The following is a 13047-nucleotide window of genomic DNA, read 5'->3' on the forward strand; positions in this document are numbered from 1 at the left end:
TGCGGGAAGGCATCGCCGAAGAGCTTCGTGGCCATCACCGCGCCGATGTAGAACACCAGCGTCATCAGCAGAAAGACGCTCCCCATCCCCGGGATCGCGCGCACGAAGCCCTCGACCACGCGGCGCAGGCGCGGCGCGACGGAGATCACGCGCAGGACCCGCAGGATGCGCAGCGCGCGCAGCACCGAGAGCCCCTCGCTCGCCGGCACCAGCGCGATGCCGACGATCACGAAGTCGAAGACGTTCCAGCCGCTGCGGAAGAACCGCCCGCCGTGGGCGACGAGCTTCAGCGCGATCTCGACGGTGAAGATGGCGAGGCAGAGCCGGTCGATCGCGATCAGCGCGGGGCCCGCCGCCGCCATCGCCTCGTCCGAGGTCTCGAGCCCGAGGACCACGGCGTTCACCCCGATCACGCCCATGATCGCGTTCGTGACCCACGGCCGCGCCAGCCAGTCCCCCAGTCGCTCGCGGAACGCCATCGCCTACTCCCTCTCGCCGCCCGGCATATGGGCCAGCCCGAAGCCCGCCACAAGCTCGACGTGCGGCGACCACCGGAACTGGTCCACCACCGTCACCGGCCCCATGCGGTAACCCGCAGCAATCAACGTCGCCGCGTCCCGCGCGAAGGTGGCCGGGTTGCAGGAGACATGCGCGATCCGCGGCACGCCCGCGGCGGCGAGCCGCGCGATCTGCGCCGCCGCGCCCTGCCGGGGCGGGTCGATCACCGCGGCATCGTAGCGGGAGAGCTCCTCGCCCTCCAGCGGACGGCGGAAGAGGTCGCGCGCCTCGGTCGTCACCTGTTTCAGGCCCTCGGCCTGCCGCCAGCCCGCGTCGAGCGCGGCGGTCATCGCCGGCGCGCCCTCCACCGCGTGCACCTCGGCCGCCTCGGCCAGCGGCAGGGCGAAGGTGCCGCAGCCCGCGAAAAGGTCCACGATCCGCCCGGCGCCGGCGAGGATCGCGCGCACGCGCGCGACGAGCGCCGCCTCGCCCTCGGCCGTCGCCTGAAGAAACGCGCCGGGCGGCGGCACCACCGCCGCGCGCCCGAAATGCAGAAGCGGCGGCCGGGCCATGGCGACCGGCTCCCCGTCCCAGGTCAACCGGGCGAGGTCGGCGCCCCCCGCGATCTCCGCGAGCCGGGTGCGCAGCGCCCGGTCGAGCAGCTTGCCCCCGGTCACGGCGACGTCGAGCCCTGCCTCCGTCCGCGTCGCGGCGACGTCCAGTTCGCCCTTGCGCGAGCCGCCCGCCTCGGCCAGCGCCTCCGCCACCGGCAGCGCACCGATCAGGTCGGGATGCAGAACCCGGCACTCCGGCACCGCCACGATCTCGGCCGAGGCGCGCGCGTGAAACCCGGCGAGCGCGCCCTTCTTCGTGCGCCGCGCCGCGAGCACGGCGCGCCGCCGGGAGCGGGGCGGCGAGGTCTCGACGCTCGCGATCCGCGCATCCAGCCCCTGCCCCGCAAGCGCCTGCCGCACGATCCCCGCCTTCCACTCCGCCACCGCATCGTCCCGCAGATGCTGCACCGCGCAGCCGCCGCAGCGACGGAAATGGGGACAGGGCGGTGTCACGCGCTCCGCCGCGGGCTCCAGCACGCGCAGGCCTTCCAGCCGCCCGTCGCGCTCTTCGCCCGCGACCAGTTCGCCGGGCAGCGCGCCCGGCGCGATCATCCCCTCGCCGAACCCGTCGCCCAGATGGCCCAGCCGCTCTATCCGCACCTCTCGCATGGCACCCCGGATAGCGCGGCACGGCCCGCGGCGCTACTCCGCCGCCTCGCGCGTGGAGATGAAACCGCCCGACTGCCGCTCCCAGTAGCGGGCATAAAGCCCGCCGCGCGCCAGAAGGTCGTCATGCGTGCCCTGCTCCACGATGCGGCCGTCGTCGAGCACCACGATCCGGTCCATTTCACTGAGCGTCGAGAGCCGGTGCGCGATGGCGAGCACCGTCTTGCCCTCCATCACCCGCTCGAGCGCGGTCTGGATCGAGGCCTCGACCTCCGAATCGAGGGCGCTGGTGGCCTCGTCCAGCACGAGGATCGGCGCGTCCTTCAGGATCGCGCGGGCCAGCGCGATGCGCTGGCGCTGCCCGCCCGACAGCTTCACGCCCCGCTCGCCGAGATAGGCATCGTAGCCGCGGTTCCCGCGGTGGTCCTCCATCTCCATGATGAAACCGTGCGCCTCGGCCTTCTTCGCGGCGGCGATCATCTCCTCCTCGGTGGCGTCGGGCCGGCCGTAGAGGATGTTCTCCCGCGCGGTGCGGTTGAACATCGCGGTTTCCTGCGTGACCATCCCGATCTGGCGCCGCAGGCTCTCCTGCGTCACCTGCGCGAGGTCCTGCCCGTCGATCAGGATGCGCCCCTGCTCGGGCGCGTAGAGCCGCAGCAGGATCGCCACGAGCGTCGATTTCCCAGCGCCCGAGGCCCCCACGACGCCCAGCTTCTCGCCCGGTCCGACCTCGAGCGAGATGTCGGCGACGCCGCCCACCTCGCGACCGTAGGCGAAATTCACCTCCTCGAAGGTGATGCGGCCCTCCGTGACTTCGAGCGGCGCGGCGTCCGGTGCATCCTCCAGCCGCTCGCGGGGGGTGAGGGTCTTCATCCCGTCCTCGACCTCGCCCACGTTGGAGTAGATCGCCATCAGCGTGAAGCTGACCCAGCCGGTCATCTGCGCGATCCGGATCGAGATCGCGCCCGCCGCGGCGATGTCGCCCGCCGTCGCGGTCCCCGCCTGCCAGAACACCAGCGTCGCGCCCACCATGAGCACCGGCAGCAGCCCCGCGACGGTCATCAGCGCAAGGCGGAACCACGCCGAGAGCACGCCGAAGTGCAGCGCGCGATCGCGGTAGGTCTGCATCGCGTCGAGCGCCGCGCGATCCTCGTGATCGTCGTGGGCGAAGAGCTTGACCGTCTTGATGTTGGTGATGGTGTCCACCACCTGTCCGCTCACGTTCGCCCGCGCCGCCGCCCGCGCGCCCGAGCGGACCCGCACCCGAGGCAGGAAGAAGCGGATCAGCGCGAAATACCCCACCAGCCAGAGCGCGAAGATCGCGGCATTCCAGAGGTCGATGGAGCCGAGCAGGATCACCGCCCCGGCGAGCGAGGCGAGCGCGAAGGCGACGACATTGATGACTTCGGCCGAGACGTCCGTGACCGCGCGCGCAGTCTGCATCTGCTTCTGCGCGATGCGCCCGGCGAAATCGTTGTCGAAGAAGGTGACCGCCTGCCCCAGCCCCCAGCGATGCAGCCGCGAGAGCACCAGCGGCATCACGTTGGGCTGAACGATCATCGCGTTCGCGGCCGCCGACAGCCCGGAAAGAAGGGGCCGCGCCACCACGAAGAAGACGACCGCACCGATCAGCAGCGCAAGATTCCCGGCCTCGAAGAGCCCCTCGCGCCCCTCCGCCTGCGCCGTGTCGATCACGCGGCCCAGGACCCAGGCCGTCCCGGCCTCCATCCCGCCGGCGAGCGCCGAGAGGACCGCGGCGAGCGCCAAGGCCGGCCAGGCGCCCGACAGGCACCAGCCGAAGAACCGGGCGAGCGTGCGCGGCGGCGGCCCGTCGGCCGCGCGGAAGGGGTCGAGCATCAGGCCGAGGCTTCGTCTCATTCCGCGGCCTCCGGGTTCAGGAAGCCGCCGGATTGCCGCTCCCAGAAGCCGGCATATAGCCCGCCCTGCGCCAGAAGCACGTCGTGCGGCCCGTCCTCCACGATGCGGCCCTGATCCATGACGAGGATGCGGTCGAGATGCGCGATCGTGGACAGGCGATGCGCGATGGCGATCACCGTCTTGCCCTCCATCATGCCGTAGAGCGTCGACTGGATCGCCGCCTCCACCTCCGAATCGAGGGCACTCGTCGCCTCGTCGAGGATCAGGATCGGCGCATCCTTCAGGATCACGCGGGCGAGAGCGATGCGCTGACGCTGCCCGCCGGACAGCTTCACGCCGCGCTCGCCCACCCGCGCGTCGTAGCCGCGCCGGCCCTCGGAATCCTCCAGATCGAGGATGAAGTCATGCGCCTCGGCCCGTTGGGCCGCGACGATCATCTCCGCCTCCGTCGCCTCCGGACGGCCATAGAGGATGTTCTCGCGCACCGAGCGGTGCAGGAGCGCGCTGTCCTGCTGCACCATGCCGATCTGGCGCCGCAGGCTTTCCTGCGTGACGCGGCTGATGTCCTGCCCGCCGATCGTGATGCGCCCGCCCTCGATGTCGTAGAAGCGCAGGAGCAGCTTGACGAGGGTCGACTTGCCGCCGCCCGAGCGGCCGATCAGGCCCACCTTCTCGCCCGGGCGGATGGTCAGGTCGACGCCCTGAAGCCCGCCATGCCCGCGCCCGTAGTGGTGCGTCAGCCCCTCGATGCGGATCGTCCCGTCGCCGAGGGCGAGCGGACGCGCGTCCGGTGCATCGGTAAGCGTGATGGGCTGCGCGATGGTCTCCATCCCTTCGGCCACGACCCCGAGTTGACGGAAGAACGTGGTCAGCGCCCACATGATCCATCCGGTCATCGCGTTCAGCCGGAGCGTCAGCGCCGTCGCAGCGGCGACGGCCCCCACGCTCGCCGTGCCCGCCGTCCAGAGCCAGATCGCCCAGCCGACGACCCCCACGATCAGGAGCCCGTTCAGAACGACCAGGGCGATGTCCATGATGGTGTAAAGCCGCATCTCGGCCGCGAAGGTGCGCCGCGCCCGCTCGATCGCTTCCTGCGCGTAGTCGAGCTCGCGGTCATGGTGGGCGAACATCTTGACCGAATGGATGTTGGTGTAGCTGTCCACCACGCGCCCCGTCACCTGGCTGCGCGCATCCGCGGCCGCCTTGCTCGCCGGGCCGACGCGGCGCACCGTCCAGACCATGAGCGCCGCGTAGAGCGCGAACCACAGGATCAGCGGCAGCATCAGCCGCGGGTCGGCGCCGCCGAGCAGGAGCGCCGCGCCCACGAGATAGGCAAGCGCGAAGGTGATCGCGTCGAAGACCTGAAACACCGCCTCGCCCGCGGCGGGCGGCGTCTGCATGATCCGGTTGGCGATGCGGCCGGCGAAATCGTTCTCGAACCAGCCGACCGACTGGCGCATCACCTGCGCATGCGCGCGCCAGCGGATGAGCGTGCCGAAATTCGGCATGATCGCGTTGTTCAGGATCAGCACGTCGAGCGCCTGGATCGCCGGCCGCAGGACGAGGATGAACAGGGCGAGGGCTACGAGCTGCCAGCCGTGATCGGCCCAGACCTGCGCCGGATCGCCGCCGAGGATGTCCACGACCCAGCCCATGGCCCAGATCAGCCCGACCTCGATCGCCGCCACCGCGATCGCGAGCACCGCCGCCGCCGCGAACACCGGTTTGAAGGGCTGCGCGTAATCCCGAAGGAAGGCGAAAAGCGTCTGCGGCGGCCGGTCGTCGGGCGTGTAGGCGCAGTAGGGATCGACGAGGCTCTCGAAGTAACGGAACACGGGGGGCGCACTCCTTTGCACGGCGCGGACTGTAGTCTCGGCGACGCGCGAGGGAATGGCCAGTGTTGCGGCCCTCGGCGCGAAGAGGCCCGTCAGGGGCGATGAGCGCCCGCGAGGAGTGCCTCTTTCGACAGGCGGAAGCCCGACTCGATCCAGCGGCGTTCCAGTTCGGAGAGCTTCGCGCCGAGCGTGGCCCCCTGATAGGCCGGCATCAGATCGCGCGCCGTGACCGGGAAGCGTTGCCGCGCCCCCTCCTCCGCCGCGGCGAGCGCGGCGTCCTCGGGGGGCCTGCCCGCCAGGGCGCCCTGCAGCAGAAGCGCATCCCGCGCCGCCTCGGCGCCATGGCGATAACCGAGTTCCCCCGGTCCCGCCGCTGCGCCCTGAAGCTCCGCGAGCAAGGCGAGCCGCCGCGTCTCGCGCTTCGACAGACGCAGGGTGCGCGCCTCGCCCTCCCCCGCGCCCAGCGCGGCGAGGCGGCGGATCGCATCGGGCGGCGTTCCGGTCAGCCCCTCCAGGTGCACCAGCGGGCCGAGGAGCCGCGCGGTCGCCCCCGGCAGCACCTGCGACAGCGCGCCCGTCCGCTCCATCACGGCCACCGCGGGCGCCGGGTCCGGCGCGGCGAGAAGCTTCTTGATCTCGGCGCCCACCCGCTCGGCGGACAGCTCGGCGAGGCCCTCGACGCTCCCGGCGACGGCGGACAGCGCCGTCGGGTCGAAGCCCGCCTCCGGGTCGCCATACCAGGCCGTGAAGCGGAAGAAGCGCAGGATGCGGAGGTAGTCCTCCCGGATGCGCGTCTCGGCGTCGCCGACGAAGCGGACGTGCCGCGCCTCCAGATCGGTGAGCCCGACGCCGAGCGGGTCCACGACGGTGCCGTCGGGCAGCGCGTAGAGCGCGTTCATGGTGAAATCCCGCCGCGCCGCGTCCTCGCGGATGTCGTCGGAATAGGCGACGACGGCGTGGCGCCCGAAGGTCTCGACGTCGCGGCGGAAGGTCGTGATCTCGTGCGGGGCACCCCCCGCGACCACCGTGACGGTGCCATGCGCCATGCCCGTCGCCACCGCCTTGAGCCCCGCCGCATCGGCGAGCTCCAGCACCCGCTCCGGCCGCGCTTCGGTGGCGATGTCGATGTCGCTGACCGGCGCGCCGAGGAGCGCGTTGCGCACGCAGCCGCCGACGAAAAGCGCGCGATGCCCTGCCACCGTCAGCGCGGCGCAGACCGCCTGCGTCGCCGGGTCCTCGATCCAGTCACCCCGCACCTTCATCGGCCGATCCGATCCGCCAGACCGTGCAGGATACATGCCGTCGCGCCCCAGATATAATAGGGGCCCCAGGGCACCGTGTAGTAATGCCGCATCCGCCCGCGCCAGCGTCGCGCCTGCACCGAATAGTTCGCCGGGTCGGCGACATGGGCGAAGGGAACGGCGAAAACCTCCGCCACCTCCCCCGGCTCCGGCACCGGATCGAAAGGCGCCGTCACCCGCGCGAGCACCGGCGTCACGGCAAAGCCGGTGACCGTCTCATGCGCGGGCAGCGTGCCGAGGAGGGCGACCCGGTCCCGCGCGAGGCCGATCTCTTCCTCCGCCTCGCGCAGGGCGGCGGCGGTCGGATCGGCGTCGCCCGCGTCCTGCTTGCCGCCGGGAAAGGCGATCTGCCCCGGATGATGCTTCAGCGCCGGCGAGCGTTTCGTCAGGTAGAGCCGCGGGCCCCCCGGCCCCTCCTCCAGCGCCACGAGCACGCCGGCGGGACGCAGGCGACCCGGGCGCGCGGGCGGCGTCTCGGACGAAAGGTCGTGGTCTGACGACGGCGCGGCGGGCCGCGCCATGGCCGCCTCCAGCGCGGCCCAGGGGTCAGTCACCGGGGCCATCGCCCTCCTCCGCGTCAGCCCCCAGCGTCGCGGGATCGAGCACGTAATGCGCCCCGCAGAACTGGCAGTCGGCGGTGACGGTGCCCTCGTCGGTGGTCATCGTGGCGATGTCCTTCGCCGAGTAGATCGAGAGCGCGCGCCGCACCCGGTCCTCGGAGCAGGTGCAGCCGAAGCGCACCGGCTGCGTCTCGAAGACGCGCGGCGTCTCCTCGTGGAAGAGGCGCACCAGCAGATCGGTGAGCGGCAGGCCCGGCCCGATCAGTTCGGTATCCTCGACCGTGTCGAGAAGAAAGTTAACGCGGTTCCAGTCCTCGCGCTCCTCGCCCGGCACCACGTCCTCGGCTTCCAGCAGCCCGTCCGCACCCGAGCCGCCGCCGCTCATGTCCGGGGCGGCCTTCGGCAGGTGCTGCAGCATGATGCCGCCCGCGCGCCAGTGCCCGGTCTCGCCCGGCGCCTGCGCGCGGCCGAAGCTCAGCGCGAAGCGGGTCGGCAGCTGCTCGGACTGCGCGAAATAGGTCTCGGCCGACGCACGAAGCGACCCGCCGTTCAACGGCGTGAGGCCCTGATAGGGCGCCATGCCCTGTCCCTGGTCGATCAGCACGCCGAAATACCCGTGCCCCAGTTGTTCGAAGGGCGCCGCGTCGGTCAGCCGCTCGCGATCGAAGCTCGCGTAGGCGCGAATCCACGCCGCCTGTCCCTCCTCGGAGGGGCCGTAGAAATCCGTGGCGATCATCCGGACCGGCCCGTCGGTCTGCACCTGAAGCGACAGCTTCCAGCGCAGCTTGATCGACTGCCCGATGAGCGCCGTCAGGAGCGCCATCTCCGCGACCAGCGCCTCGACCTGCGGGGGATAGTCATGCTGACGGAGCACGCCGTCCAGCACCCCGTCGAGCCGCGCGATGCGCCCGCGCGTGTCGGATTTGTCGAGCTGGAACGGCAACACCGTGTCGTCCCAGGCGATCTTGGTGCCTAAGGTCATGGGTTTCCTCGACGGTCGGGGATTGGCATACCGCGCCCATATAGGCGCCACAAGCGCCGAGCCCAAGGAGACGCGCCGCGATGATCCCCCGTTACGACGCGCCACCCGAGCCCGGGCGCCGGTATGTGGCGCGCCCGGGCGTCTACGCGATCCTGCCGCGCGGGGGCCGCGTGCTGCTGACCCATCAGGCCGAGCCGTGGCCGGAGATCCAGCTGCCCGGCGGGGGCATCGACCCCGGCGAGCCGCCGCTTGCCGCGCTCTTCCGCGAGGTGCGGGAGGAGACCGGCTGGACCATCGCGGCGCCGCGCCGGCTGGGCACCTTCCGCCGCTTCACCTGGATGCCCGAATACGGCATCCACGCCGAGAAGATCTGCACGATCTACGTCGCGCGCCCGATCCAGCCGCTCGGGCCTCCGTCCGAAGCGGGGCACACCGCGGTCTGGCTGCACGAGGCGCGGGTGGCCGGCGCGCTCGCCAACGCGGGCGACCGCGCCGTGGCGGCCCGCCACCTCGGCTGAGACGGTTCAGCTGCCGGAGTTGGAGGACACACCCACCTGCGCCGGCCGCAGCAGCCGGTCGTGCAGCAGGAAACCGTCCTGCGACACCTGGATGATCTCGCCGGCCGTGGTGTTCGGCACCGGCGCCTCGAACATGGCCTCGTGCAGGTTGGGATCGAAGGTGTCGCCCACCTGCGGCGAGACCGCCTCGATGCTGTGGCGGTGGAAGACGTTGAGAAGCTCCTTCAGCGTCAGCTCCACACCTTCCATCAGCGCCTCGGAGGCGGTTTCACCCTCTTCGCGGGAGGCGGCGATGGCGCGCTGCAGGTTGTCGTAGACCGGCAGCAGATCGCGGGCGAGGCGCGTGACCCCGTAGCGTTCGGCTTCGCGCCGGTCCTTGTCGGCGCGCTTGCGGGCGTTTTCCGCATCCGCGAGCGCGCGCATGAACCGGTCCTTCAGGTCGTCACGCTCGGCGCGCAGCGCGTCGAGCTCGGACTCCTGCGACTCGCCGGGGGCGGCCCGGCCGGCGCCGCCGGAATCCTCCTCCGCTTCGGCCGCCTCGGCCTCGGCCTCGAGCGCTTCGATGTCGTCGAGGAACTCGTCCCCGTCTCGCTTCGGATCACCCATCTCTCACCTCTAGCTCCGGTCGGACAGAAGCCGTCCGACCAGTTGCGCCGTGTAGTCCACAATCGGCACGATACGGCCGTAATTGAGACGCGTCGGCCCGATGACGCCCACGGCGCCGACGATCTTCCGGTCCGCGTTCATATATGGGGAGACGACCAGAGAGGAACCCGACAACGAAAAAAGTTTGTTCTCCGAGCCGATGAAGATGCGGACCCCCTCGCCCTGATCGGTAAGCTCGAGGAACTCGGCGATGTCGCGCTTGCGCTCCAGATCGTCGAAGAGGACGCGGATGCGGTCCAGATCGGTCTCGTCGGCCTCCTCGCCGAGCAGGTTGGCCCGGCCGCGCACGATCAGGCGCGCATCGCTTTCGCCGTCCTCGCTCCAGACGGCGAGCCCGCTCTGCACGAGCTGCCGGGCGATCTGGTCGATCTCCTGGCGGCGCTGGGAGATCTCGGTGCCGAGCTCGTGGCGCAATTCGCTGAGCGTGCGGCCCTCGAGGATCGCGTTGAGGAAATTGGCCGCCTCGCGCATCGACGACGGCGTCTGCCCCGGTGGCGGCGAGAAAACGCGGTTCTCGACGTGCCCGTCCGCGAAGACGAGGACCACGAGCGCCCGGTCGGGGCCGAGGCCGACGAACTCGATATGCTTGATCGGTGCCTCGTGCTTCGGCGCGAGAACGAGGCTCGCCCCCTGCGTCACGCCCGAGAGCGCGGCCCCCACCCGGTCCAGCAGCGAGGACACGTCCGAGGTGTTGCCGCCGAGGGTCGAGTCGAGCTGCTCCTTGTCGTTTTCCGAGAGGTCCCCGAGCTCGAGGAACCCGTCCACGAACATCCGCAGTCCGAGCTGCGTCGGGATGCGGCCGGCGCTGATGTGCGGACTGTCGAGCAACCCGAGGTATTCGAGGTCCTGCATCACGTTGCGCACGGTGGCGGCGCTGACCTTTTCGCTCATCGTTCGCGTGAGGGTACGCGAGCCGACCGGCTCGCCGCTTTGCAGATACCCCTCGACCACGCGGCGGAAGACCTCGCGCGATCGGTCATTGAGTTCTTCGAGTGTGTTCGGTGTCTCGGTCATTTCGCATGCCCTGCCCGGCACGACATCAAAGAGGGGCGCGGAGGAAAAATCAATCGGGGTTGCGCTGCCGCCGCGCACGCCGCTATCGGAGGGCGACCGGCGACAAGGGATAGGCAATGCGCCCCTCAGGACGAGACTTAAGCGAAATGCGGCCCGTTTCAATCGAGACGGGCATCACGAAACACGCCGAAGGTGCGTGCATGATCCGCGTGGGCGACACCCACGTCCTCTGCACGGCAAGCATCGAGGAGCGCGTGCCGCCCTTCCTCAAGGGCGGCGGCCAGGGGTGGGTGACAGCCGAATACGGCATGCTTCCGCGGGCCACCACGACGCGCATGCGCCGTGAGGCGAGCGCCGGCAAGCAGGGCGGCAGAACCGTGGAAATTCAACGGCTTATCGGTCGTTCCCTGCGCGCGGGCGTCGATCGTCAGGCGCTGGGCGAGCGCCAGATCACCGTGGACTGCGACGTGATTCAGGCCGATGGCGGGACGCGCTGCGCGGCGATCACCGGTGGCTGGGTCGCGCTGCGCCTCGCGGTGAACCGGCTCCTGAAGGCGGGCGACCTGACCTCCGATCCGCTGGGCGAGCCGGTGGCGGCGGTCTCCTGCGGCATCTACGCCGGGCAGCCGGTCGTCGATCTGGACTACCCCGAGGACAGCGAGGCCGGCGTCGACGGCAACTTCGTGATGACCGGCGACGGACGCCTGATCGAGGTGCAGATGTCCGCCGAGGGTCAGACCTTTTCCCGCGATCAGATGACGCGCCTTCTGGACCTCGCCGCCGCCGGCGTTGCCGACCTCGCGCAGGCGCAGCGCGCAGCGGCGGCATGACGCGCAGACTCTCCCCCGGCCGGCTCGTCGTGGCCACGCACAACCGCGGCAAGCTCGAGGAGATCGGGGCGCTCCTCGGCCCCCACGGCATCGAGCCGGTGGGCGCGGGCGACCTCGACCTGCCCGAGCCGGAGGAGACCGAGGAAACCTTCGTCGGCAACGCCCGGATCAAGGCCCATGCGGCGGCACACGCCACGGGCCTTCCCGCGCTCGCCGACGACAGCGGTATCGCGATCGAGGCGCTCGGCGGCGCACCGGGCGTGCACACCGCGGACTGGGCCGAGACGCCGCAGGGCCGTGACTTCGTCATGGCGATGACCCGCGCGTGGAAGGAACTTGAGGCGAAGGACGCCCCCGAGCCACGGCGCGCCACCTTCTGCTGCACGCTCGTCATCGCCTGGCCCGACGGGCACGACGAGGTGTTCGAGGGCCGCGTGCCGGGGCGCATCGTCTGGCCCATGCGGGGCGATCAGGGGCACGGCTACGACCCCATCTTTCAACCCGAGGGCCACGAGATTACCTTCGGAGAGATGGATCGCTGGGACAAGAACCGCATCAGCCACCGCGCCCGCGCCTTCGCGGATCTGGTGCGCCGCTGCCTTGACTGAGGCCGCTGCCGGGCCTCCGTTGGAGGATTGGCGCGCGGGCGGCTTCGGGCTCTACCTGCACTGGCCGTTCTGCGCGGCGAAGTGCCCCTACTGCGACTTCAACAGCCACGTCTCCCGCCACATCGACCAGGCGCGCTGGCGTGCCGCCTATCTCGCCGAGATCGACCGCCTCGGCCGGGTGACCGGCGACCGCGTGCTGAATTCCGTCTTTCTTGGCGGCGGCACGCCGAGCCTGATGGACCCGGAACTCGTCGCCGCGATCCTCGACCGCGTCCGTGCGACATGGCGCCTCGCCAACGATCTCGAGGTGACGCTGGAAGCGAACCCCTCCTCCGTGGAGGCCGGTCGCTTCCGGGGCTACGCTGCCGCGGGCGTCAATCGTGTCTCCCTTGGCGTGCAGGCGCTGAACGATCGGGATCTTGCCCGCCTCGGGCGCCTGCACAGCGTCGCCGAGGCGCGACAGGCCTACGATATCGCGCGCGCGCACTTCGACCGGGTGAGTTTCGACCTGATCTATGCCCGGCAGTTCCAGACGCTCGCAGACTGGCGCAGGGAGCTTGAAGAAGCGCTGGCGATGGCCGTCGATCACCTGTCGCTCTACCAGCTGACCATCGAGCCCGGCACCGCCTTCGGCGACCGGTTCGCCGCCGGAAGACTCGCGGGACTGCCGGAGGAAGATCTCTCCGCCGACATGTACGAGGCGACGCAGGAGATGTGCGAGGGTGCCGGACTAGCGGCTTACGAAGTGTCGAACCACGCGCGGCCGGGCGCGGAGAGCCGGCACAACCTCGTCTACTGGCGATACGGTGACTACGCGGGCATCGGTCCGGGCGCGCATGGGCGGTTGACAGTGGGCGCCCGCCGCGTCGCCACGGAAGCAACGGCTGATCCGGGTCGCTGGCTCACCGCGATCGACTCCGGCGAAACCCCCGAGCGCGTTACGCCGATCGCGCCCGCCGATCAGGCGGGCGAACACCTTATGATGGGTCTGCGCGTCGTCGAGGGCATAGATCTGGCGCGTCACGCGCGGCTTGCCGGCAAACCACTCGATCCGCAGGAGATCGCGGCCCTCAAGGAGGCCGGATTGCTTCACGTGAAACACGGCCGCCTTCACGCAACGCCGCAGGGACGGATGCT

The 13047-nt window shown here is 70.8% G+C and carries 13 protein-coding genes; 4 read left to right on the forward strand and 9 right to left on the reverse strand.

The window, feature by feature from the left end:
• The 7 genes from ACESL7_RS06240 to hslO form a co-directional block, all read right to left on the reverse strand.
• On the reverse strand, positions 1 to 479 hold a 479-nt coding region (locus tag ACESL7_RS06240; protein ID WP_372892455.1), incomplete at its 3' end, for an ion transporter.
• 3 nt (positions 480 to 482) lie between these two features.
• On the reverse strand, positions 483 to 1721 hold the full coding sequence (locus ACESL7_RS06245) for a class I SAM-dependent RNA methyltransferase (protein ID WP_372892456.1): 1239 nt from the start codon (positions 1719 to 1721) through the stop codon (positions 483 to 485).
• Positions 1722 to 1754: 33 nt separating this feature from the next.
• The gene (locus tag ACESL7_RS06250) at positions 1755 to 3596 is read right to left on the reverse strand and encodes an ABC transporter ATP-binding protein (RefSeq protein ID WP_372892457.1); all 1842 of its coding nucleotides are present in this window, start codon (positions 3594 to 3596) and stop codon (positions 1755 to 1757) included.
• Positions 3593 to 5431 (reverse strand): ABC transporter ATP-binding protein, encoded by a 1839-nt coding sequence (locus tag ACESL7_RS06255; protein ID WP_372892458.1) that lies wholly within the window; start codon positions 5429 to 5431, stop codon positions 3593 to 3595. The genes ACESL7_RS06250 and ACESL7_RS06255 overlap by 4 nt, the downstream gene beginning before the upstream one ends.
• Positions 5432 to 5523: 92 nt before the next feature.
• Positions 5524 to 6693: a CCA tRNA nucleotidyltransferase gene (locus tag ACESL7_RS06260; RefSeq protein WP_372892459.1), complete on the reverse strand. Its 1170-nt coding sequence runs from the start codon at positions 6691 to 6693 to the stop codon at positions 5524 to 5526.
• Positions 6690 to 7295, reverse strand: coding sequence for an NUDIX hydrolase (locus tag ACESL7_RS06265; protein WP_372892460.1), 606 nt, complete (start codon positions 7293 to 7295; stop codon positions 6690 to 6692). The genes ACESL7_RS06260 and ACESL7_RS06265 overlap by 4 nt, the downstream gene beginning before the upstream one ends.
• Positions 7279 to 8274, reverse strand: coding sequence for an Hsp33 family molecular chaperone HslO (gene hslO, locus ACESL7_RS06270; RefSeq protein WP_372892461.1), 996 nt, complete (start codon positions 8272 to 8274; stop codon positions 7279 to 7281). Before hslO ends, ACESL7_RS06265 begins: the two co-directional genes overlap by 17 nt.
• Positions 8275 to 8354: 80 nt before the next feature.
• Here hslO and ACESL7_RS06275 point away from each other — a divergent pair, with 80 nt between their 5' ends.
• Positions 8355 to 8792: an NUDIX domain-containing protein gene (locus ACESL7_RS06275; protein WP_372892462.1), complete on the forward strand. Its 438-nt coding sequence runs from the start codon at positions 8355 to 8357 to the stop codon at positions 8790 to 8792.
• A 6-nt stretch (positions 8793 to 8798) separates the two neighbouring features.
• Here the strand turns inward: ACESL7_RS06275 and ACESL7_RS06280 are convergent, their stop codons facing one another.
• Positions 8799 to 9398, reverse strand: a complete 600-nt coding sequence (locus tag ACESL7_RS06280; protein WP_372892463.1) for a nucleotide exchange factor GrpE — start codon at positions 9396 to 9398, stop codon at positions 8799 to 8801.
• 9 nt (positions 9399 to 9407) lie between these two features.
• Positions 9408 to 10472 carry a heat-inducible transcriptional repressor HrcA gene (gene hrcA / locus ACESL7_RS06285; protein ID WP_372892464.1) on the reverse strand — a complete coding sequence of 355 codons (1065 nt, stop codon included), beginning with the start codon at positions 10470 to 10472 and terminating at the stop codon, positions 9408 to 9410.
• A gap of 116 nt (positions 10473 to 10588) precedes the next feature.
• Here hrcA and rph point away from each other — a divergent pair, with 116 nt between their 5' ends.
• The 3 genes from rph to hemW all read left to right on the forward strand — a co-directional run.
• A complete protein-coding gene (gene rph, locus ACESL7_RS06290; protein WP_372892465.1) occupies positions 10589 to 11302 on the forward strand; it encodes a ribonuclease PH in 714 nt (237 codons plus the stop codon).
• On the forward strand, positions 11299 to 11910 hold the full coding sequence (gene rdgB / locus ACESL7_RS06295; RefSeq protein WP_372892466.1) for an RdgB/HAM1 family non-canonical purine NTP pyrophosphatase: 612 nt from the start codon (positions 11299 to 11301) through the stop codon (positions 11908 to 11910). The genes rph and rdgB overlap by 4 nt, the downstream gene beginning before the upstream one ends.
• Before the next feature lie 19 nt (positions 11911 to 11929).
• The coding region (gene hemW, locus ACESL7_RS06300; RefSeq protein ID WP_372892467.1) for a radical SAM family heme chaperone HemW at positions 11930 to 13047 on the forward strand (1118 nt) is incomplete at its 3' end.

It is taken from the genome of Rhodosalinus sp. (genome assembly GCF_041685465.1).
Classification (GTDB): Bacteria; Pseudomonadota; Alphaproteobacteria; order Rhodobacterales; family Rhodobacteraceae; genus Rhodosalinus.